Origin of the sequence: Pseudomonas sp. Q1, assembly GCF_009935975.1 — a bacterium.
In the GTDB taxonomy this organism is placed as follows: Bacteria; Pseudomonadota; Gammaproteobacteria; order Pseudomonadales; family Pseudomonadaceae; genus Aquipseudomonas; species Aquipseudomonas palleroniana.
In genome coordinates this window covers 58,483-80,397 of sequence record NZ_QODI01000003.1, presented here as the reverse complement: position 1 = coordinate 80,397, position 21,915 = coordinate 58,483, and the positions used below count along the sequence as shown (strand labels likewise).

The 21,915-nt window shown below is 61.5% G+C and carries 20 protein-coding genes; 14 read left to right on the top strand and 6 right to left on the bottom strand.

Features of this window, described 5'->3' with window-relative positions; all coding sequences use genetic code 11:
- Window positions 1-86 precede the first annotated feature (86 nt).
- From lptF to tadA, 10 genes are all read left to right on the top strand, one after another.
- Entirely contained in the window at window positions 87-1,205 is a 1,119-nt protein-coding gene (lptF, locus tag DK870_RS05465) for an LPS export ABC transporter permease LptF (RefSeq protein WP_060754985.1), read from the top strand.
- The gene (gene lptG, locus DK870_RS05460) at window positions 1,198-2,277 is read left to right on the top strand and encodes an LPS export ABC transporter permease LptG (RefSeq protein WP_060754984.1); all 1,080 of its coding nucleotides are present in this window, start codon (window positions 1,198-1,200) and stop codon (window positions 2,275-2,277) included. Before lptF ends, lptG begins: the two co-directional genes overlap by 8 nt.
- A 151-nt stretch (window positions 2,278-2,428) precedes the next feature.
- Window positions 2,429-4,228, top strand: coding sequence for a translation elongation factor 4 (gene lepA, locus DK870_RS05455; RefSeq protein WP_090366560.1), 1,800 nt, complete (start codon window positions 2,429-2,431; stop codon window positions 4,226-4,228).
- 5 nt (window positions 4,229-4,233) lie between these two features.
- Window positions 4,234-5,088 (top strand): signal peptidase I, encoded by an 855-nt coding sequence (lepB, locus tag DK870_RS05450; protein WP_060754982.1) that lies wholly within the window; start codon window positions 4,234-4,236, stop codon window positions 5,086-5,088.
- A 152-nt stretch (window positions 5,089-5,240) separates the two neighbouring features.
- On the top strand, window positions 5,241-5,930 hold the full coding sequence (rnc, locus tag DK870_RS05445; RefSeq protein WP_033902449.1) for a ribonuclease III: 690 nt from the start codon (window positions 5,241-5,243) through the stop codon (window positions 5,928-5,930).
- Window positions 5,923-6,825, top strand: coding sequence for a GTPase Era (gene era, locus DK870_RS05440; RefSeq protein ID WP_016978271.1), 903 nt, complete (start codon window positions 5,923-5,925; stop codon window positions 6,823-6,825). The genes rnc and era overlap by 8 nt, the downstream gene beginning before the upstream one ends.
- A gap of 98 nt (window positions 6,826-6,923) precedes the next feature.
- Window positions 6,924-7,607 (top strand): DNA repair protein RecO, encoded by a 684-nt coding sequence (gene recO / locus DK870_RS05435; RefSeq protein WP_060754486.1) that lies wholly within the window; start codon window positions 6,924-6,926, stop codon window positions 7,605-7,607.
- A 51-nt stretch (window positions 7,608-7,658) separates the two neighbouring features.
- Entirely contained in the window at window positions 7,659-8,402 is a 744-nt protein-coding gene (gene pdxJ / locus DK870_RS05430) for a pyridoxine 5'-phosphate synthase (protein ID WP_104995604.1), read from the top strand.
- A 116-nt stretch (window positions 8,403-8,518) separates the two neighbouring features.
- Window positions 8,519-9,895, top strand: coding sequence for a multicopper oxidase family protein (locus DK870_RS05425; RefSeq protein ID WP_161548204.1), 1,377 nt, complete (start codon window positions 8,519-8,521; stop codon window positions 9,893-9,895).
- Window positions 9,895-10,410, top strand: coding sequence for a tRNA adenosine(34) deaminase TadA (tadA, locus tag DK870_RS05420; protein WP_161548203.1), 516 nt, complete (start codon window positions 9,895-9,897; stop codon window positions 10,408-10,410). Before DK870_RS05425 ends, tadA begins: the two co-directional genes overlap by 1 nt.
- Before the next feature lie 127 nt (window positions 10,411-10,537).
- Here tadA and cmoB read toward each other — a convergent pair whose 3' ends face one another.
- From cmoB to DK870_RS05390, 6 genes are all read right to left on the bottom strand, one after another.
- Window positions 10,538-11,494, bottom strand: coding sequence for a tRNA 5-methoxyuridine(34)/uridine 5-oxyacetic acid(34) synthase CmoB (cmoB, locus tag DK870_RS05415; protein WP_161548202.1), 957 nt, complete (start codon window positions 11,492-11,494; stop codon window positions 10,538-10,540).
- A complete protein-coding gene (gene cmoA, locus DK870_RS05410; RefSeq protein WP_104995606.1) occupies window positions 11,491-12,234 on the bottom strand; it encodes a carboxy-S-adenosyl-L-methionine synthase CmoA in 744 nt (247 codons plus the stop codon). Before cmoA ends, cmoB begins: the two co-directional genes overlap by 4 nt.
- 36 nt (window positions 12,235-12,270) lie before the next feature.
- Window positions 12,271-12,927, bottom strand: a complete 657-nt coding sequence (locus DK870_RS05405; protein WP_104995607.1) for a lysoplasmalogenase — start codon at window positions 12,925-12,927, stop codon at window positions 12,271-12,273.
- 1 nt (window position 12,928) lies between these two features.
- Window positions 12,929-13,318, bottom strand: a complete 390-nt coding sequence (locus tag DK870_RS05400; protein WP_161548201.1) for a protease inhibitor I42 family protein — start codon at window positions 13,316-13,318, stop codon at window positions 12,929-12,931.
- 309 nt (window positions 13,319-13,627) lie between these two features.
- Window positions 13,628-16,048 (bottom strand): endopeptidase La, encoded by a 2,421-nt coding sequence (lon, locus tag DK870_RS05395; RefSeq protein ID WP_090366551.1) that lies wholly within the window; start codon window positions 16,046-16,048, stop codon window positions 13,628-13,630.
- Between the two features lie 118 nt (window positions 16,049-16,166).
- Window positions 16,167-17,156 (bottom strand): GntR family transcriptional regulator, encoded by a 990-nt coding sequence (locus tag DK870_RS05390; RefSeq protein ID WP_161548200.1) that lies wholly within the window; start codon window positions 17,154-17,156, stop codon window positions 16,167-16,169.
- Window positions 17,157-17,493: 337 nt separating this feature from the next.
- Between DK870_RS05390 and DK870_RS05385 the strand changes: the two genes are divergently transcribed.
- The 4 genes from DK870_RS05385 to DK870_RS05370 are packed head-to-tail and all read left to right on the top strand — an operon-like array spanning window position 17,494 to window position 21,872.
- Entirely contained in the window at window positions 17,494-18,825 is a 1,332-nt protein-coding gene (locus tag DK870_RS05385; RefSeq protein ID WP_161548199.1) for an amidase, read from the top strand.
- 11 nt (window positions 18,826-18,836) lie between these two features.
- Window positions 18,837-19,715 carry a polysaccharide deacetylase gene (locus DK870_RS05380; RefSeq protein WP_010212857.1) on the top strand — a complete coding sequence of 293 codons (879 nt, stop codon included), beginning with the start codon at window positions 18,837-18,839 and terminating at the stop codon, window positions 19,713-19,715.
- Window positions 19,716-19,759: 44 nt separating this feature from the next.
- Complete coding sequence (locus DK870_RS05375; RefSeq protein WP_161548198.1) at window positions 19,760-21,100, top strand: MFS transporter; 1,341 nt, start codon at window positions 19,760-19,762, stop codon at window positions 21,098-21,100.
- 10 nt (window positions 21,101-21,110) lie between these two features.
- On the top strand, window positions 21,111-21,872 hold the full coding sequence (locus DK870_RS05370) for an SDR family NAD(P)-dependent oxidoreductase (protein ID WP_104995611.1): 762 nt from the start codon (window positions 21,111-21,113) through the stop codon (window positions 21,870-21,872).
- Window positions 21,873-21,915: the final 43 nt, after the last annotated feature.

Below are 21,915 nucleotides of genomic sequence, written 5' to 3'. Positions count from 1 at the left end.
TCTTTTTAGCCGGCCCGTGCAAACGGGTCGACTCGTTATGCTTGCTTGTTTGGCCGCCTTAGCCTGACAACCCTGGAGTGTCTGGTTTGATCGTCTTCCGTTATCTGTCCCGCGAAGTCCTGTTGACCCTGAGTGCCGTGAGTGCGGTATTGCTGGTCATCACCATGAGTGGTCGTTTCGTCAAATTCCTGGCCCAGGCCGCTTCCGGGGCTCTGGACCCGGGCTCGCTGTTCCTGATCATGGGCTTTCGCCTGCCGGGCTTCCTGCAGTTGATCCTGCCGCTTGGCCTGTTCCTGGGCATTCTGCTGGCCTATGGCCGGTTGTACCTCGAAAGTGAAATGACCGTGCTTTCGGCCACCGGCATGAGCCAGCAGCGTCTGCTGGCCATGACCCTGGTGCCGGCCGCCGGCGTTGCCCTGGTGGTGGCATGGTTGAGCATGAGTCTGGCGCCCCAGGGCGCCATGCAGTTCCAGCTGCTGCTGAACAAACAGGATGCGATGACCGAGTTCGACACCCTGGAGCCCGGGCGCTTCCAGGCGCTCAACGACGGCACGCGGGTGACCTATACCGAAACCATGACCGATGACCGCTCCAACCTCGGTGGTGTGTTCATTTCCCAGAAAAACTTCGGCCAGAACCAGAAAGACCGCGGCATTTCGATTCTGGTGGCCAATAGCGGGCGCCAGGAAGTACGCCCTGACGGCAGCCGCTACCTGATCCTGGAAAATGGCTATCGTTATGACGGCAGCCCTGGCCTCGCGGACTATCGGGCGATCAAGTACGACACTTATGGTGTGATGCTGGCCAAGCCTGAAATCAGTGAAGAGGTAACCGACCGCGACGCGCTCCCGACTGCCTCGTTGTTCGGCAGCCAGGAACTGCGCTCCATCGCCGAGTTGCAATGGCGGATTTCCCTGCCGCTGCTGGTGTTCATCGTGACCTTGATGGCCGTGCCGCTGTCCCGGGTCAACCCGCGCCAGGGCCGTTTCCTCAAGCTGCTGCCGGCGATCCTGCTGTACATGGCCTACCTGACCATCCTGATTTCCGCCCGTGGCTCCCTGGAGAAGGGCAGGTTGTCGCCGGCCCTGGGCCTGTGGTGGGTGCATGGGATATTCCTGGCGATCGGCCTGGGGCTGCTCTACTGGGAACCTATCCGTTTGAAAATGAAGAGCCGTCGTGGCCTGAAGGAGTTGGCCCGTGGCTAAGCTTGATCGCTATATAGGTAGCAGCGTACTGATCGCCATCCTGGCGGTGTTGGGCATCATCCTTGGCCTGGCCTCGTTGTTCGCTTTCATCGACGAAGTCGGCAACGTCACTGACACCTATACCGTCACGGACGTATTGAGCTTCGTCGCATTGACCGCGCCTCGTCGTGTCTACGACATGATGCCGATGGCGGCGCTGATCGGCTGCCTGATCGGCCTCGGCAGCCTGGCCAGCAGCAGCGAACTGACCATCATGCGTGCCGCCGGTGTGTCCATCGGGCGTATCGTCTGGGCGGTGATGAAGCCCATGCTCCTGCTGATGGCCTGCAGCGTGCTGGTCGGTGAATACGTAGCGCCGCCTGCCGAAGCCACGGCCCAGGCCAATCGCGCCCTGGCCCAGGGTTCGGGGGATGCGCAAAGCGCCAAGCACGGTCTGTGGCACCGCCAGGGAGACGAGTTCATCCATATCAACGCTGTGCAGCCGGGCGGCCTGTTGATCGGGGTAACCCGCTATACCTTCGACAAAGAGCGGCACATGCTGACTTCCAGCTTTGCCAAGCGTGCGCAGTACAGTGCCGAGAAGTGGGAGTTGAGTGATGTCACCACCACCTATTTCCGCAATGTGGGCCAAGGCACCAAGGCCAGCACCGAAGTGATCAACGTGGCCTCCGAGCCATGGGACATCGCCCTGAAGCCGGAACTGCTCAATACCGTGGTGATGGTCCCGGAAGCCCTGCCGATCTCCGGTTTGTGGAGCTATATCCACTACCTCAAGGACCAGGGCCTGAATAACGGGCGCTACTGGCTGGCGTTCTGGGTCAAGGTGCTGCAACCGGTGGTCACCGCTGCGTTGGTCTTGATGGCGATTTCCTTCATCTTCGGTCCGCTGCGTTCAGTGACCCTCGGCCAGCGGGTATTCACCGGCGTGCTGGTGGGCTTTACTTTCCGTATCGCCCAGGATCTGCTTGGCCCATCAAGCCTGGTGTTCGGTTTTTCTCCGCTGTTTGCGGTGCTGGTGCCGACGGCGATCTGCGCCGTGGCCGGGTTGTGGCTGCTGCGCCGGGCCGGTTGATACTGCGCTTATGAACAAAAAATGCCCCGTTCGAGAGATCGGGGCATTTTTGTTCTGGTCAGCAAAGATGACGTCTGGCCTGAGCATCAGGTACAATTCCCGGCTATTTTTCAGCGGGCAATCTGCCTGCAGCCTTTTTGAGTGTTGACCCGTGAGTGATTTGAGTCATATCCGCAATTTCTCCATCATCGCCCACATTGACCATGGCAAGTCGACGCTGGCCGATCGATTCATCCAGATGTGCGGCGGCCTCGCCGAGCGTGAAATGGAAGCCCAGGTACTGGATTCCATGGACCTCGAGCGCGAGCGCGGGATCACCATCAAGGCCCACAGCGTTACTTTGTACTACAAGGCCAAAGACGGCATTACCTACCAGCTGAACTTCATCGACACCCCAGGCCACGTCGATTTCACCTACGAAGTCAGCCGTTCCCTGGCGGCCTGCGAAGGTGCCTTGCTGGTGGTTGACGCCGGCCAGGGCGTTGAAGCGCAGTCGGTTGCCAACTGCTACACCGCGATCGAGCAGGGCCTGGAAGTGATGCCCGTGCTGAACAAGATCGACTTGCCCCAGGCCGAGCCTGAGCGCGTCAAGGAAGAGATCGAGAAGATCATCGGCATCGATGCCACCGACGCCGTCACCTGCAGCGCCAAGACCGGCCTGGGTGTCGACGAAGTGCTCGAGCGCCTGGTGCACACCATTCCCGCCCCGACCGGCAACATCGAAGACCCGCTGCAAGCGTTGATCATCGACTCCTGGTTCGACAACTACCTGGGCGTTGTTTCCCTGGTTCGCGTGCGCCACGGCCGCGTGAAGAAGGGCGACAAGATCCTGGTCAAATCCACCGGCAAGATCCACCTGGTGGACAGCGTCGGTGTATTCAACCCGAAACACACCGCGACCGCTGATCTGAAAGCCGGTGAAGTAGGTTTCATCATCGCCGGTATCAAGGACATTCACGGTGCGCCAGTGGGCGACACCCTGACCTTGAGCAGCACGCCGGACGTCGACGTACTGCCGGGCTTCAAGCGCATTCAGCCACAGGTCTACGCTGGCCTGTTCCCGGTCAGTTCCGACGACTTCGAAGATTTCCGCGAAGCCCTGCAAAAACTGACCCTCAACGACTCGTCGTTGCAGTACACCCCGGAAAGCTCCGACGCCCTGGGCTTCGGCTTCCGTTGCGGGTTCCTGGGCATGCTGCACATGGAAATCATCCAGGAGCGCCTTGAGCGCGAATACGACCTGGACCTGATCACCACCGCGCCAACGGTTATTTTTGAACTGTTGCTGAAAACCGGTGAAACGATTTACGTCGATAACCCGTCCAAGCTCCCGGATCTGTCGGCGATCGAAGACATGCGCGAGCCTATCGTGCGGGCCAATATCCTGGTTCCGCAGGAGCACTTGGGCAACGTCATCACCTTGTGCATCGAGAAGCGTGGCGTCCAGCGCGACATGCTGTTCCTCGGTACGCAGGTGCAAGTGACCTACGATATGCCGATGAACGAAGTGGTTCTGGACTTCTTCGACCGCCTCAAGTCCACCAGTCGCGGCTATGCTTCGCTGGATTACCATTTCGATCGTTACCAATCGGCTAATCTGGTGAAACTGGATGTGCTGATCAACGGCGACAAGGTAGATGCACTGGCGTTGATCGTGCACAAGGACAACGCGCACTACAAAGGTCGGCAGTTGACCGAGAAGATGAAAGAACTGATTCCGCGCCAGATGTTCGACGTCGCGATCCAGGCCGCCATCGGCGGGCAGATCATTGCGCGGACCTCCGTCAAGGCTCTCAGAAAGAACGTACTGGCCAAATGCTACGGCGGTGACGTAAGCCGTAAGCGCAAGCTGCTTGAGAAGCAAAAGGCCGGTAAAAAACGCATGAAGCAAGTAGGTAACGTGGAAGTTCCACAAGAAGCCTTCCTTGCGGTGCTCAGGTTGGATAGTTAGGTCCTATGTCGCTAAATTTCCCGCTGTTGCTGGTCATCGCCGTTGCCGTTTGCGGTCTCCTGGCGTTGCTCGATCTGGTGTTCTTCGCCCCGCGTCGGCGGGCGGCTATCGCCTCCTATCAGGGCAGCGTCAGCCAGCCCGATGCGGTGGTGGTCGAAAAGCTGAACAAAGAGCCCCTGCTGGTTGAATACGGCAAGTCGTTCTTCCCGGTACTGTTCATCGTGCTGGTGTTGCGCTCCTTCCTGGTGGAGCCGTTTCAGATCCCGTCGGGGTCGATGAAACCTACCCTGGACGTGGGCGACTTCATCCTGGTGAACAAGTTCTCCTACGGGATTCGCCTGCCGGTGATCGACAAGAAAGTCATCCCGGTGGGTGACCCGCAGCGCGGCGATGTGATGGTGTTCCGCTACCCAAGCGACCCGAACGTCAACTACATCAAGCGTGTCGTGGGCCTGCCGGGCGACGTGATCCGCTACACCAGCGACAAGCGTCTGTTCGTCAACGGTGAATCGGTGGCCGAGAAGCTGCTGGGCACCGAGCCGAACACCCTGGGCAGCGCCGAGCTGTACCAGGAAAAACTCGGTACGGTAGAGCACGAAATCCGCAAGGAAATGAGCCGCTACCGCGCAATGCCTGATGGCCAGTGGAAAGTGCCGGCCGGTCACTACTTCATGATGGGTGACAACCGGGACAACTCCAACGACAGCCGCTACTGGGATGACCCCAGCATTCCCAAGGACCTGCTGGGCATGGTTCCCGACGAGAACATTGTCGGCAAGGCCTTTGCGGTCTGGATGAGTTGGCCGGAACCCAAGCTCAGCCACCTGCCGAACTTCTCGCGGGTCGGGCTGATCAAGTAATACAGACGGCGCTGTTCACACAGCGCCGAATGCTTTTCTGGGGTTGGGACAATCATTGGCCCGGCTTCATGCGACACCAATCAGGATTTGAACTTGAACACTGCGTCAATCGTCGATGGCCGCCGGTGCCACCAACTAGATATGGATAAACCGTGACCGTTTCTCTAAGTCGTCTCGAGCGTCAGCTCGGTTACACCTTCAAGGACCAGGAATTGATGGTCCTTGCCCTCACACACCGCAGCTTTGCAGGGCGTAATAACGAGCGCCTGGAATTCCTCGGTGATGCCATCCTCAATTTCGTTGCCGGTGAGGCGTTGTTCGAGCGTTTCCCCCAAGCCCGCGAAGGCCAGCTGTCACGCCTGCGTGCACGGTTGGTGAAAGGCGAAACCCTGGCGGTACTGGCCCGTGGTTTTGGCCTGGGCGAATACCTGCGCCTGGGTTCCGGCGAATTGAAAAGCGGTGGTTTCCGCCGCGAGTCGATCCTGGCCGATGCCCTTGAGGCGCTGATCGGTGCGATATACCTCGATGCCGGCATGGAAGCGGCGAAGGAGCGCGTCACTGCCTGGCTGACCTCCGAGATCGAGAGTCTGACGCTGGTCGATACCAACAAAGACCCCAAGACCCGCCTGCAGGAATTCCTGCAGTCGCGCGGTTGCGAACTGCCACGCTACGAAGTGGTGGACATCCAGGGTGAGCCCCATTGCCGCGTATTCTTCGTGGAATGTGAAATCACCTTACTGAACGAAAAAAGCCGAGGCCAGGGTGTGAGCCGTCGTATTGCCGAACAGGTAGCGGCCGCTGCAGCACTGATTGCCCTGGGCGTGGAGAATGGCCATGACTGATTCAACCGCAACACGCTGTGGCTATGTCGCCATCGTTGGACGCCCGAACGTGGGCAAATCCACGTTGCTGAACCACATCCTGGGCCAGAAGCTCGCGATCACCTCGCGCAAGCCGCAGACTACCCGCCACAACATGCTGGGCATCAAGACCGAAGGCAACGTGCAAGCGGTCTACGTCGACACCCCGGGCATGCACAAAGGTGGCGAGAAAGCCCTCAACCGCTACATGAACAAGACGGCTTCGGCCGCGTTGAAAGACGTCGACGTGGTGATCTTCGTGGTTGACCGCACCAAGTGGACCGACGAAGACCAGATGGTTCTGGAGCGCGTGCAGTATGTCACCGGCCCGTTGATCGTCGCCCTGAACAAGACCGACCGCATCGAAGACAAAGCCGAGCTGATGCCGCACCTGAGCTGGCTGCAGGAACAACTGCCGAACGCCCAGATCATCCCGATTTCGGCCCAGCACGGGCACAATCTCGATGCGCTGGAGCGTGTGATCGCCGAGCACCTGCCGGAGAACGAGCACTTCTTCCCGGAAGACCAGATCACCGACCGCAGCAGCCGTTTCCTCGCCGCCGAACTGGTGCGCGAGAAAATCATGCGCCAGATGGGCGCCGAGCTGCCGTATCAGATCACCGTGGAAATCGAAGAGTTCAAGCAGCAGGGCAAGACCCTGCATATCCATGCGCTGATCCTCGTCGAGCGTGACGGCCAGAAGAAAATCATCATTGGCGACAAGGGCGAGCGCATCAAGCGCATCGGCACCGAAGCGCGCAAGGACATGGAGTTGCTGTTTGACTCCAAGATCATGCTCAACCTGTGGGTGAAGGTGAAAGGTGGTTGGTCCGATGACGAGCGCGCATTGCGTTCCCTGGGCTACGGCGACCTTTAAGCAGTACACCGCAGGACTGAAAATGTGGGAGGGGGCTTGCTCCCTCCTACATTCGGTTTGTGCAGTTTTCAAAAAATGCATTCCAGCAGTGAGCCTCCATGTCCCAGCCCACCAGCCAACCCGCCTACGTCCTGCACAGCCGCGCCTACCGCGAGACCAGTGCCCTGGTGGACTTCCTCACCCCTCAAGGCCGCCTGCGTGCGGTGTTGCGCAGCGCACGGGGTAAGGCGGGCACATTGGCGCGGCCGTTCGTAGCCCTGGATGTGGAGTTTCGCGGCAAGGGCGAGCTGAAAAACGTCGGCCGCATGGAAAGCCTGGGCACCTCGGCCTGGCTCAATGGCGAAGCGCTGTTCAGCGGCCTCTACCTCAACGAACTGCTGATCCGCCTGCTGCCCGCCGAAGACCCGCACCCGGCCGTTTTCGATCACTACGCCGCCACGCTGTTGGCCCTCGCCGAAGGCCGCCCCCTGGAACCGCTGCTGCGCGCCTTCGAATGGCGGTTGCTGGATGATCTGGGCTACGGCTTCGAGCTCGCCAACGACCTGCACGGAGCACCGATCGCCGCTGATGGCATGTACCGCCTGCAAGTCGACGCCGGCCTTGAGCGCGTGTACCTGCTGCAACCCGGCCTGTTTCAGGGCACTGAACTGCTGGCCATGAGCGAAGCCGACTGGAGCGCCCCGGGTGCCTTGTCCGCCGCCAAGCGCCTGATGCGCCAGGCCCTGGCCGTGCATCTGGGGGGGCGGCCACTGGTCAGTCGCGAGTTGTTTCGAAAGCCCTGACAACCCCGTGTATGCTGTGCAGCGTTTCTTTCCCTTTTCAGGAGCGCTTCCGTGACCACCAGCAACCGCATTCTTCTTGGCGTCAACATCGACCACGTCGCCACTCTGCGCCAGGCCCGGGGCACCCGTTACCCTGACCCGGTCAAGGCCGCGCTGGACGCTGAAGAAGCGGGCGCCGACGGCATCACCGTGCACCTGCGCGAAGACCGCCGCCATATCCAGGAGCGTGACGTGCTGGTGCTCAAGGATGTGCTGCAAACCCGCATGAACTTCGAAATGGGCGTCACCGAAGAAATGATGCAGTTCGCCGAACGTATTCGCCCGGCGCACATCTGCCTGGTGCCGGAAACTCGCCAGGAACTGACCACCGAAGGCGGCCTCGACGTGGCCGGCCAGGAAGCCCGGATCAAGGCGGCCGTGGAGCGCCTGTCGAAGATCGGTAGCGAAGTCTCACTGTTCATCGACGCCGACGAGCGCCAGATCGAAGCCTCGCGTCGTGTCGGCGCGCCGGCGATTGAACTGCATACCGGCCGTTACGCCGATGCCACCACGCCAACCGAAGTGGCCGAGGAACTGCAACGCATCATTGATGGCGTGGGCTGCGGCCTCAAGGCCGGCCTGATCGTCAATGCCGGCCACGGCCTGCACTACCACAACGTCGAAGCCGTGGCGGCGATCAAGGGCATCAACGAGTTGAACATTGGTCACGCGTTGGTGGCCCATGCGCTGTTCGTCGGTTTCAAAGGCGCCGTGGCCGAGATGAAGGCGCTGATCCTGGCCGCCGCCAAGGCTTGAGATCCAGTGTGGGAGTGGCTTGCTCCCACATGAGAAGTCTTACTGTTTAGACCCCGCCGGTGTATCGTATCTGCCCTTTGCAGGGCTTGGTCCTGCGGCAGATACGTGAGGTTGTTGTGTCCCGATCCTTTTCCCGTCGACAAATCCTGGGTGGCCTCGCCGGCCTTGCCGTAGTGGGCGTGGGGGCCGGTGGTGCCTATCGCTACTGGCTGGGGAAAGTCGCCGAGGCTGAAGCGGGGCATGACTACGAGTTGATCGCCGCGCCCCTGGACGTGGAACTGGTGCCGGGACACAAGACCCAAGCCTGGGCGTTCGGCCCTTCGGCGCCGGGGACCGAGTTGCGCGTGCGCCAGGGCGAATGGCTGCGCGTGCGCTTCATCAACCACCTGCCGGTCGCTACCACGATCCACTGGCATGGCATTCGCCTGCCGCTGGAAATGGACGGCGTGCCGTACGTGTCACAGCTGCCGGTGTTGCCGGGTGAATACTTCGACTACAAATTCCGCGTTCCCGATGCCGGTAGCTACTGGTATCACCCCCACGTGAACAGCAGTGAAGAACTCGGCCGTGGCCTGGTCGGGCCGTTGATCATCGAAGAGCGCGAGCCTACAGGCTTCAAGCACGAACGCACCCTGAGCCTGAAAAGCTGGCACGTGGACGAGGAGGGCGCCTTTGTTGCTTTCAGCGTACCGCGTGAGGCGGCGCGTGGCGGTACTGCCGGGCGTTTGTCGACCATCAATGGCGTCTCCCAGGCGGTGATCGATTTGCCGGCCGGGCAGATTACCCGTGTGCGCTTGCTCAACCTCGATAACACTCTGACCTATCGCCTCAATATTCCCGACGCCGAAGCGCAGATCTACGCCCTGGACGGCAACCCCGTCGAGCCGCGCCCACTGGGCAAGGAGTACTGGCTGGGCCCTGGCATGCGGATTTGCCTGGCGATCAAGGCGCCGCCGGCGGGTGAAGAACTCTCCCTGCGCAACGGCCCGGTGCGCCTCGGTACCTTCCGCTCGGTGGCCAACACCGATGCACCCACCGAATGGCCTGCAGCCTTGCCGGCCAACCCGATCAGCGAGCCGGACCTGGCCAACGCCGAGAAACTCAACTTCAATTTCGAATGGGTGGGCACCGTGTCGGTGGACGACGGTAAACCGCCGAGCCTGTGGCAGATCAACGGCAAGGCTTGGGATGTCACCGACAAGACCTGCGCCGACCGCCCGATTGCCAAGTTGGAAAAGGGCAAGAGCTACATTTTCGAATTGAAGAACATGACCCAGTACCAGCATCCGATCCACCTGCACGGCATGAGCTTCAAGGTGATCGCTTCAAACCGCCACAAGGTGATCCCGTACTTCACCGACACCTACCTGCTGGGCAAGAATGAGCGTGCCCGCGTGGCCTTGGTGGCGGATAACCCGGGGGTGTGGATGTTCCACTGCCACGTGATCGACCACATGGAAACCGGCCTGATGGCCGCCATCGAGGTGGCGTAATGCGCCAGATCCGTCCCGCAGCCATTATCGACCGCAGCCGCGACCAGGACTTCATGCGCGAAGCCCTGGCTCTCGCCGCTCAAGGCGCTGCATTGGGTGAAGTGCCGGTAGGCGCGGTGCTGGTGCAGGAGGGTGAAATCATCGGCCGCGGTTTCAACTGCCCTATCAGCTGCAACGACCCCAGTGCCCACGCCGAAATGGTCGCCATCCGCGCCGCCGCGCAGGCGATCAGCAATTATCGGCTGGTCGGCAGTACGCTGTATGTGACCCTGGAGCCGTGCAGCATGTGTGCCGGCCTGATCGTGCACTCACGCATTGCGCGGGTGGTGTATGGCGCGCTGGAGCCCAAGGCCGGGATTGTGCAGAGCCAGGGGCAGTTTTTCACCCAGGGTTTTCTCAACCATCGGGTGTTGTTTGAAGGGGGCGTACTGGCCGAGGAGTGCGGCACGGTGCTGAGCGAATTCTTCAAGGCCCGCCGAGCCAAGCCCGTCCGTTTAAGCAACCCTGGAGATTAAAAAATGTGGGAGGGGGCTTGCTCCCGATGGCGGCCTGTCAGTCAGTTTATTTATGACTGATGCACCGCTATCGGGAGCAAGCCCCCTCCCACAATTTGATCTCTATTGCTTCAGTGAGTGATCACCGTTATTTCTTGGCGATGATCACCGCCCGCATCGGCGCCGGCAGCCCTTCGATGGTCTTGCTGTGATCATCGGGGTCGAGGAAATCACTCAACGACTGATACTTCATCCACTCCGTGCCACGCTGTTCCTCCACCGTCGTTACGCTGACGTCCACACAGCGCACCTCACTGAACCCGGCCCGTCGCAGCCACAGCATCAACGCCGGTACCGACGGCAGGAACCACACGTTACGCATCTGCGCGTAGCGATCTTCCGGCACCAGCACTTGCTGTTGGTCGCCTTCCACCACCAGGGTTTCCAGGACCAATTCGCCGCCTTTGACCAGGGTGTCTTTCAGCGCCAGCAAATGCTCGATCGGCGAGCGGCGGTGATAAAACACACCCATGGAAAATACCGTATCGAAGCCTTCCAGATTCGCCGGCAGATCTTCGAACGGGAAGGGCAGGTGCCAGGCTTTGGGTTCGGACAAGTAACGCTGCACCGCCTGGAACTGGCAGAAGAACAGCCAGTTAGGGTCCACGCCGATCACGCTGTCAGCCCCGGCACCGAGCATGCGCCACATGTAGTAGCCGTTACCGCAGCCGACATCGAGGATGCGTTTGCCTTTCAAGTTCAGATGCGGCGCCACCCGCAACCACTTCCAGTCCGAGCGCCATTCGGTGTCCACATGCACGCCGAACAGATGGAACGGCCCCTTGCGCCACGGGCTCAGGCCCATCAACGCGGTGCGCATCTGTGCGCGGGTGGCATCGTCGCAGTCGGTGTCGAGTGTCAGTCCATTGATCAGGTCGACTTCGCTGGGCTGGATCTGCGGCAGCGCGTCCAACGCACTCTGCCAACGCTCCAGGTCGCCATGACCCTTTTCCATCTTGCTATCGAGTTGCGCTTGCAGGCCCTGGGCCCATACCGCCAGGGGAGTGCCGACCAAGTGGCGGGCGAGGGGGGACAGATCAATCATGGCAAGGCAATCAACGAGGCAAAGTTAAGACACTGGAACCACGGCACGACTTTCGAGAACCCGGCGGCCAATAGGCGTTCCCGGTGTTCTTCGAGGCTGTCGGGCTTCATGACGTTTTCGATGGCGCTGCGCTTCTGGGCAATTTCCAGTTCGCTGTAGCCGTTGGCGCGCTTGAACGCGATGTGCAGGTCGGTGAGCAGCGCCTGCTCTTCAGGATCATTGAAGCGCAGTTTTTCCGACAGGATCAACGCACCGCCCGGCAGCAGCGACTGGCGGATGCGCGTCAGCAGGCCCAGGCGTTCGGCGGGGTCGATAAATTGCAGGGTGAAGTTCAACGCCACCACCGAGGCCGGCTGGAACTGCAGCGCGAGGATATCGCCCTCGATGACTTCAACCGGCAACAGCTCCTGGAACATCGAGTCCTGGCCATTGAGGTATTCGCGGCAGCGCTCGACCATTGCCGCCGAGTTATCCACCGCGATCACCCGGCAACCGTCGGTGCGCACATGGCGGCGCAGGGCCTGGGTCACCGCCCCGAGGGACGCGCCCAGGTCGTAGAGCACGCTGTTGGGTTGGGCAAACTGCGCCGCGAGCACGCCGAGGTTCTCGACGATGGTCGGGTAGCCCGGCACCGAGCGTTTGATCATGTCCGGGAACACCCGCACCACGTCCTCGTTAAAGGCGAAGTCCGGCACCTGGGGCAGGGGCTGGGCGAATAGGCGATCGGGTTCTTTGCTCACGGTTGTTCCGGCATTGATGTGGAAAAGGCCGGCATTTTAGCCAAGTTGGCCCGCGTGTGCGCGGGTTGTCTGATGGAAAGCCGAGGCGGTGATGCCCCACTGGCCGAGCCAGTAGGTGACGATCAATAGATAGGGCGCCGCGTCGAACGACACGACGAACCGATTGATGCCGATCAGCGTATCGGAAAACACAAATGACAGCGCTCCCGCAGCCGCCAGCAGTGCCGAGCGTTTCGGCACGTCGCTGCCCAGTCGTGCCAGTGCACGCCAGAGCATGGCGCTGATCACCGTTGCGTAAATCACTACCGGTATCAGCAAATCACCCAGGCCGTGGGCGATCAGGATGCTCAACAGCACGGCGCCCACCCCCAGCGCCAGTATCAATGGCAGCAGCGCCAAGCGGCGGCAGTCGCTGAAATACGCTTTGAGATACGCCAGGTGGGCGAATAGAAATGCACCCAGGCCAAAGATAAACAGGTCGCCCGGCCAGGCGAGCAATACATCGCCTACCAGGGAAAAAATCAGCCCCAGGCTGATCCAGCGTCGATAGTCGGTGGGCGGCGCATCATGCAGCCAACCCAGCAGCGCAAGCACCGGCATGGGTTTGACCAGCAGGCACAACAGTGCCGCGTGAGTGCTCAGGCCGTAGATAAAGGTGCCGGCACCCATCAACGCAAGGATCAGCCAGGGCATATCAGTTCACCGTAATGGCGCAGTCGAAGGTCCCAGTGGGTTCGGCTTCCGGCTCCCAAGGCTGCTGGGAGGTCAGGCGCAAACGGCCCTGGCCTGCGGCAAACGCCTGGAAGCGCCAGGTGGATTGGCCGCCGCCGCCGATCACGCCGGATTCCGCGCTGCTGTAGACCTCCGGGCTCAGGGCGCGCAGCACGCCGCCGGCGGAGTCCTGGATGGCCCAGCGGTAACCGGTGGTGGGGTTGCTGGGTAGGGTGAGGATCAGGTTTTGCCCGGATTTAAGCTGGAGCGGGCAGGCGCTTTGGCTGTCCACGGTGACGTTTTGCTTCGGCGCACTGGCACACGCGGCGAGCAGAGCAAAGCTCAGGGGGAGTAGCAGGCGGGCAGCGGTCATGGAGCCTCCGTTCATTTACGACGAACGGCGAGCATAACCGAAGATGAGACAAGGTGTGACAAGCTGCTGTAGTGAGCGGGCTTGCCCTAATGCCAGTCAGTTAAGCGATAAAGTGGGCGATGAATAAATTGTGGGAGGGGCGGTGCGACGATTCGACTTGCTCCCGATAGGCCGCGCAGCGGCCTCAAAAATGGGCCTGCTACGCAGTCCATCGGGAGCAAGCCCCCTCCCACAGTGACCGCGTTAATCCTTAACTTACTGGTATCAGGGCTTGCCCCGCGCTGGGGGGCAAGCCCGCTCACTACGGGATCAGAAGAGTACTTTGGCCACGTCTGCGAAGCGCTTGGCAAAGTGCACCGTCATGCCTTCCTTCAAATACTCCGGCAGCTCTTCAAAGCTCCCGCGATTGGGCTCCGGCAAGATCAGCTCATGAATCTTCTGGCGCCTCGCCGCTATCACCTTCTCGCGCACCCCGCCAATCGGCAGCACGTGCCCGGTCAACGTCAGCTCGCCCGTCATGGCCACGCCTTTTTTCGGCGGCTGGTTACGCGCCAACGACAGCAGCGCACTGGCCATCGTCACGCCCGCACTGGGACCATCTTTCGGCGTGGCGCCTTCCGGTACGTGCAAATGCACGAAGGCTTCGTCGAAGAACTTCGGGTCACCGCCAAACGACTTCAGGTTCGAACTGATGTAGCTATAGGCGATTTCGGCGGACTCCTTCATCACTTCGCCCAGCTGCCCGGTGAGCTTGAAACCGCGATTGAGCGTGTGAATGCGCGTTGCCTCGATCGGCAGGGTCGCGCCGCCCATGCTGGTCCAGGCCAGCCCCGTAATCACGCCGGTGCCGGACAGCACTTGCTCGTTACGGAACACCGGCATACCCAAGGCACTTTCCAGGTCCTTGTTGCCGATCTTGATCACCGAGTCCGGTTCATCCAGCAGCTTGACCACCGCCTTGCGCACCAATTTGCCCAGTTGCTTCTCCAACTGGCGCACCCCGGCCTCTCGCGCATAACCGTCGATCAACGCGCGCAGGGCACCGTCGCTGATGGTCAGGCTGGTTTTCGCCACGCCGGCTTTTTCCAACTGCTTGGGCCACAGGTGGCGCTTGGCGATGGCGACTTTTTCTTCGGTGATATAGCCCGACAGGCGGATCACTTCCATCCGGTCCAGCAATGGGCCGGGGATCGAGTCCAAGGTGTTGGCGGTGCACACGAACAACACCTTGGACAGGTCCAGGCGCAGGTCCAGGTAGTGGTCGAGAAATTCGACGTTCTGTTCCGGGTCGAGGGTCTCCAGCAGCGCCGAAGCCGGATCGCCCTGGAAGCTCTGGCCCATCTTGTCGATCTCGTCGAGCATGATCACCGGGTTCATCACTTCCACATCTTTCAATGCCTGCACCAGCTTGCCCGGCAGGGCGCCGATGTAGGTACGGCGGTGGCCCTTGATCTCGGCCTCGTCGCGCATGCCGCCGACGCTGAAACGGTAGAACGGCCGACCCAGGGACTCGGCGATGGATTTACCCACGCTGGTCTTGCCCACGCCCGGCGGGCCCACCAGCAGCACGATGGAGCCGGCGACCTCGCCTTTATAGGCACCCACCGCGAGAAATTCGAGGATGCGGCTCTTGATGTCATCCAGGCCGGCGTGGTGCTTGTCCAGCACCTTGCGTGCGTGTTTGAGGTCGAGCTTGTCCTCGCCATACACGCCCCACGGCACCGAGGTCGCCCAGTCCAGATAGTTGCGCGTGACCGCGTATTCGGGCGAGCCGGTTTCCAGGATCGACAGCTTGTTCATTTCTTCGCTGATGCGTTTCTGTGCCTGGGTCGGCAGCACTTTGCCCTCCAGGCGCTGCTCGAACTGCTCGACGTCGGCACTGCGGTCATCCTTGGTCAGGCCCAGCTCTTGCTGGATGACTTTGAGCTGTTCCTTGAGGAAGAACTCGCGCTGGTGCTCGCCGATCTTGCGGTTCACTTCGGCTGAAAGTTCTTTTTGCAGGCGCGCGACTTCTACCTCTTTGCGCAGCATCGGCAGCACTTTTTCCATGCGTTTGAGCATGGGGACGCAGTCCAGCACTTCCTGCAACTCATTACCGGTGGCCGAGGTCAGCGCGGCGGCGAAGTCGGTGAGCGGTGACGGGTCGTTGGGGCTGAAGCGGTTGAGGTAGTTTTTCAACTCTTCGCTGTACAGCGGGTTGAGCGGCAGCAGTTCCTTGATCGCATTGATCAGCGCCATGCCATAGGCCTTGACCTCGTCGGTCGGCTCGCTGGGCTGATGCGGGTATTCGACTTCCACCAGGTACGGTGGGCGGTGGTGCTTGAGCCAGGTCTTGATGCGCACACGGGTCAGGCCCTGGGCCACGAATTGCAGCTTGCCGTTCTCGCGGCTGGCGTGGTGCACCTTCACCAGGGTGCCGTACAGCGGCAGGCTGGAGGTATCGAAGTGACGGGGATCTTCGGGCGGTGTGTCCATGAAGAACAGGGCCAGGGAATGGTGGTCGGATTTGCTCACCAGCTCCAGGGTTTCGGCCCACGGCTCTTCATTGACGATCACCGGCAACACTTGCGCCGGGAAGAACGGGCGGTTGTGGATCGGGATGATGTAGACCTTGTCCGGCAGGTTCTGCCCAGGCAGGGCCAGGCCGGTGTTGGAAGACGGCGTTTCTGCGTTTTCGGGGTCGGCGTAGTCGTTGATATCGTAATCAGGGAATGCTTGCTGGTCGCTCATGGGGCACCTGCATCAGTAAGTATGCAGGTTAGATGGGGCGGGACCGTGGTGGTTTCAATGGCCGCGAGCACTTAGCAACAAATTGCATGAAATTCCTGCGGTGACTCGGCCGATGGCGTCAGCTGATTTTGTGCAGGTAAGCGGGCAATGGCTGCTCGGGCAGCACCGACAACACTTTCAAACGCTGCAACATCCGCTGGCGTGCGCGTTGCAGATGTTCACGCAGGTTCAGTGCCGCCGCATCAAACGCACCGTGCAGCAGCAATTCCAGAATCAACCGGTGTTCGGCCAACATCGCAGGGTCGGCACCAATGCCCAGTAAACGGTAAAAAATCCGACTGATGATCATCGGGCTCTGGCCCTGGCGGATCAGCGCGGCAATCTTGCGGTTTTGCAGACCGGCCAGGCAGTGCTGGTGCAAGTCCTCTTCGATCTGTTCGATGTCTTCCAGGCTGCACTGAGGGTTGTCCTGGGCGTCCAGCACGCGCTGCAGCATCGTTTCAAGCCGCTCGCGATCAAGGTGAGGGGCGCTCTGGCGCAGGGCTTCGGGCTCCAGGCAGGCGCGCAGTTCGTAGTCTTCGGTAACTTCGCGTGCGGTCAAAGGCCCCGCCAGCCATTGCGAGTAGGGCTCCTTCTCGACCAAGCCACGGTCGCGCAGGCGCATCAGCGCTTCACGCACCACGGCTCGGCTGACGCCGTAGTGGTCGGCGGCGGCTTGTTCGTCCAGGCGGTAATGGCCGAAGGCGATGCACGTGGAGAGCGCCGCACCGATTTCCTCGACGATGCGCTCGCCCAGTGGCCGAGTGTCCACCAGCTCCACTTCGCCATTGAGCCCCAGGTGCGCATGGCTCAAGGGCAGGCGCAGGGGCTCCATGGCCAGGCCTTCGGGGTTGATCAGGTAGCCGCGACCGTTGAAGCGGCAGATCAAGCCTTCGGCGTGCAGCAGGTCCAGCGCCTTGCGCACCGGTACGCGACTGGTGCCGAACAATTCGGCCAGTGGCGCTTCCAGCAGGACCAGCCCATGGCGGGCGGTACCGCTGACGATCGCGTCGCGCAACACTTGATGAATCATCGCGTAGCGGGAGGCCGAGGCGGACACTGCTTTCATCGCGTTCTCTGGTCAGGTAGGACGGTGGCCGGGGATTCTCTCACAGTTGCGCCTGTCACTCTGTACCCCGGCAAAGGCACTTTTCTGGGGCCGTTACGGCAGGCATGTTACTTTTCTGCACCAAAATGTACTTATTGATAAAAGATACATTATTAGGGTCGCGGGTTGTCCCGGCGGTCTCCTTTGGGTTTTCTATCGGATGCCAGCCCCTCTATCCCGTAGCTATTAGAGATAAACCAGACTGGCATACACAAGTCACCCGCTAAGACTGGCACGGAAACTGCTTTTGTAAAATGTACATTTTATTAATAAGTACGTTTTATAGGGGGTCGTCACTGTGTCAGACGCCACTTCAATGGCTGAGGCTTTCGCCAGCGGCCGCAGCGATCCGGTAGAGGTGCTCGAACAGGTGCTGGTCCATGCGAGCATGGCCCCCAGCGTGTTTATCGGCCTGAGCGCCGAACGTGCCCGCCGCGAGGCCGAAGCGGCCGCCGCTCGCTGGCGCGCCGGCCAACCCTTGAGCGTATTCGATGGCGTGCCCCTGGCCTGGAAGGATCTGTTCGATGTGGCCGGCAGCGTCACCACCGCCGGCGCCGCCTACCGTCGCACGGCACCGGCCGCCTTGCTCGATGCCCCGAGCGTGGGGCTGCTGTGCCGTGCCGGGATGGTCAGCGTGGGCAAGACCAACCTCAGCGAGCTGGCCTATTCCGGCCTGGGCCTGAACCCGCATTTCGGCACGCCGCACAATCCCCATGGCACTGACCGGCCACGCATTCCTGGCGGCTCGTCTTCAGGTTCGGCGGTGGCCGTCGCCGCCGGGATCGTGCCGATCGCCATGGGCACCGACACCGCAGGGTCCATCCGCATTCCCGCGGCCTTTAATGGGGTGGTGGGTTACCGCGCCAGCAGCCGTCGCTACAGCCGCGACGGCGTGTTCCCGCTGGCCCGCACCCTCGACAGCCTCGGCCCGTTGACCCGCAGCGTGCGCGACGCGCTTGCCATCGATGACCTGCTCAACGGGCGTACGCAGTTGCACACTCCGCGCAGCCTCAAGGGCCAGCGTTTTGTACTGGAGCAGGGCGCACTGGATGGCATTGAGCCCGCCGTGCGCAATAACCTGCTGCGTGCGACGGATCAATTGAAAACCGCCGGGGCGTTGATCAGCGTGCGCCCGTGCATCGCGTTCCAGGCCACGCTGGACCTGATCCGGGACCACGGCTGGCTCGGCTCATTCGAAGCGTTCGCCTTGCATCAAGCCTTGCTCGACAGCGCCGATGCCGAGCAACTCGACCCCCGCGTACGCCGCCGCCTCGAAGCTGCGCGCGCATTGCCGGCCAGCCAGTTGATCCACCTGCTCGATGCGCGTCGGCAATTGCAGCAACAGCTGAGCGACGACCTCGACGGCGCCATCCTGATCACGCCCACCGTTGCCCATGTGGCCCCCGCGCTGGCGCCGCTGGAGGCCGAAGACGCGCTGTTCGTGCAGACCAACCTCGCCACCCTGCGCCTGACCATGCCCGGCAGCTTGCTGGATATGCCCGGCGTCACCCTGCCCAGCGGTCGCGACGCCCAGGGCTTGCCCACCGGGCTGCTGCTCAGCGCGCCGATGGGCGAAGACGCACGCTTGTTACGGGCCGCGTTGTCCGTCGAATCCGTACTGACTATTTAAGGAGACACACCATGGCTAAAGATATCCTTTGTGCATTTGGCGTCGACGTTGACGCCGTCGCCGGCTGGCTCGGTTCCTATGGCGGCGAAGATTCGCCGGATGACATCTCCCGTGGCCTGTTCGCGGGAGAGGTCGGTGCGCCGCGCCTGCTCAAATTGTTCGAGCGCTACGGTTTGCGCACCACCTGGTTTATCCCCGGTCACTCGATGGAAACCTTTCCCGAGCAGATGAAGGCCGTGGCCGACGCCGGCCATGAAATCGGCGTGCACGGCTACAGCCATGAAAACCCCATCGCGATGACCGCCGAGCAGGAAGAAATCGTCCTGGACAAGTCCATCGAACTGATCACCCAAGTCACCGGCAAACGCCCCACCGGCTACGTCGCACCCTGGTGGGAATTCAGCAAGGTCACCAACGAGTTGCTGTTGAAAAAAGGCATCAAGTACGACCACAGCCTGATGCACAACGACTTCCACCCTTACTACGTGCGCAAGGGCGACAGCTGGACCAAGATCGACTACAGCCAGCACCCCGACACCTGGATGAAACCCCTGGTGCGCGGCGAAGAAACCGACCTCGTGGAGATCCCGGCCAACTGGTACCTCGACGACCTGCCGCCGATGATGTTCATCAAAAAAGCCCCCAACAGCCACGGCTTCGTCAACCCGCGTCACCTGGAAGAAATGTGGCGCGACCAGTTCGACTGGGTCTACCGCGAACACGAACACGCCGTGTTCACCATGACCATCCACCCCGACGTGTCCGGTCGCCCGCAAGTGTTGTTGATGCTTGAGCGCTTGATCGAGCACATCCAGAGCCATGCCGGCGTGCGCTTCGTCACCTTCGACGAAATCGCCGACGACTTTATCCGCCGCCAACCGCGTACCTGACCCTACAGGATGCGTTCGACCCCCCACTTTGCGAGGCGCGATTCATGTCCATCTACAACAAGCTTGACCTGACTGGCTGGAAACCCCGGCAACTGACGTCCCAGGAAGTGCGCTTCGCGACCTGGATCGCGTTTTTCGCCTGGGTGTTTGCGGTGTACGACTTCATTCTGTTCGGCACCTTGCTGCCGGAGATCGGCCGGCATTTCGGCTGGAGTGAAGTGGAGCAAGCACAGATTGCGACTTGGGTGGCGGTGGGCACGGCGGTCGTCGCCTTTGCCATCGGCCCTGTCGTCGATAAATTGGGGCGACGCAAAGGCATTATTTTCACCGTGGCCGGGTCTGCGCTGTGTTCGGCGTTGACGGCCATCGGCGGGGCTTGGGGCAAGTCGCCATTGATTCTGATCCGTTCGTTGGGCGGGCTGGGCTATGCCGAGGAAACCGTCAACGCCACTTACCTGAGTGAGCTGTACGGCGCCTCGCAAGATCCGCGGCTGACCAAGCGCCGTGGCTTCATCTACAGCCTGGTACAAGGCGGCTGGCCGGTGGGCGCGTTGATCGCCGCCGGGTTGACCGCGTTGTTGCTGCCGGTCATCGGTTGGCAGGGCTGTTTCATCTTCGCCGCGATCCCGGCCGTCGTGATCGCGATCCTGGCGCGCAAGCTCAAGGAAAGCCCGCAATTCCAGATCCATCAACGCATCGGCGAACTGCGTAAAAACGGCGCAGTGAACGAAGCGCAGAACGTCGCCGTGACCTACGGCGTGGATTACGACGAACACAGCAACGCCGGCCTCAAGGCGGCGTTCCGTGGCCCGGCGCGGCGCGCCACCTTGGTGATCGGCGCCGCGCTGTTGCTCAACTGGGCGGCGATCCAGGTGTTCAGCGTGCTCGGCACGTCGGTGATCGTCAGCGTGCACCACATCTCGTTTGAGAACTCGCTGATCATCCTGGTGCTGTCCAACCTGGTGGGTTACTGCGGTTACCTCAGCCACGGCTGGATGGGCGACAAGATCGGCCGTCGCAATGTCATCGGCCTGGGCTGGATGCTCGGTGGGCTGTCGTTTGCCGGGATGCTGTTCGGGCCAAGCAACATGCCGATGGTAGTGGGGCTGTACAGCCTGGGGCTGTTCTTCCTGATCGGGCCTTACTCGGCGGCGCTGTTCTTTATCAGTGAGAGCTTTCCCACCAGCATCCGCGCCACCGGCGGCGCGATCATCCATGCGATGGGGCCGATTGGCGCGGTGGTCGCCGGGTTTGGCGCGACCCAGGTGTTGTCCGCCGGCAGTGACTGGCAAACCGCCGCGCTGTGGTTCGGCGCACTGCCGTGCTTTTTGTCCGGTGCCCTGATGTTTGCCGCGCGCCATGTGCGCCCGGAAACCGTTCAATAAGGAGTGTGCGATGAAGCGTAAAGTTGCCTTGGTCACCGGTGCCGCCAGCGGCATCGGCCAAGCCCTCGCCGTGGCCTATGCGCGCAGCGGCGTCGCGGTGGCGGGCGGGTATTACCCGGCTGATCCACATGACCCGCAGACCACGGTTCGCTTGGTGGAAGCGGCGGGCGGCGAGTGCGTGATGTGGCCGCTCGATGTAGGCGACAGCGCCTCGGTGGACGCGCTCGCGGCGCAGGCCGTGGAGCATTTCGGGCGGTTGGATTACGCCGTGGCCAATGCCGGCTTGCTGCGCCGTGCGCCGCTGTTGGAGATGACCGATGAGTTGTGGAACGAGATGCTCAATGTCGACCTGACCGGCGTGATGCGTACCTTTCGTGCGGCGGCCCGGTATATGGGCGAGGGCGGCGCACTGGTGGCGATTTCATCGATTGCCGGCGGCGTGTATGGCTGGCAGGAGCACAGTCACTATGCAGCGGCGAAGGCGGGCGTACCGGGATTGTGCCGTTCGCTGGCGGTGGAGTTGGCGGCCAGGGGGATTCGTTGCAATGCGGTAATTCCCGGGTTGATCGAGACGCCGCAGTCGCTGGATGCGCAGAACTCCCTTGGCCCGCAGGGCCTGGCAAAAGCTGCGCGGGCAATCCCGCTGGGTCGGGTCGGGCGGGCCGATGAAGTGGCGGCGCTGGTGCAATTCCTGACCAGTGATGCGTCGAGCTACCTGACCGGGCAAAGCATCATTATCGACGGCGGCCTGACCGTGCGCTGGCCCGATTGACAGCTGCCCACATGGGATCCGTGTTTGCTTCAGGAGATTTGAC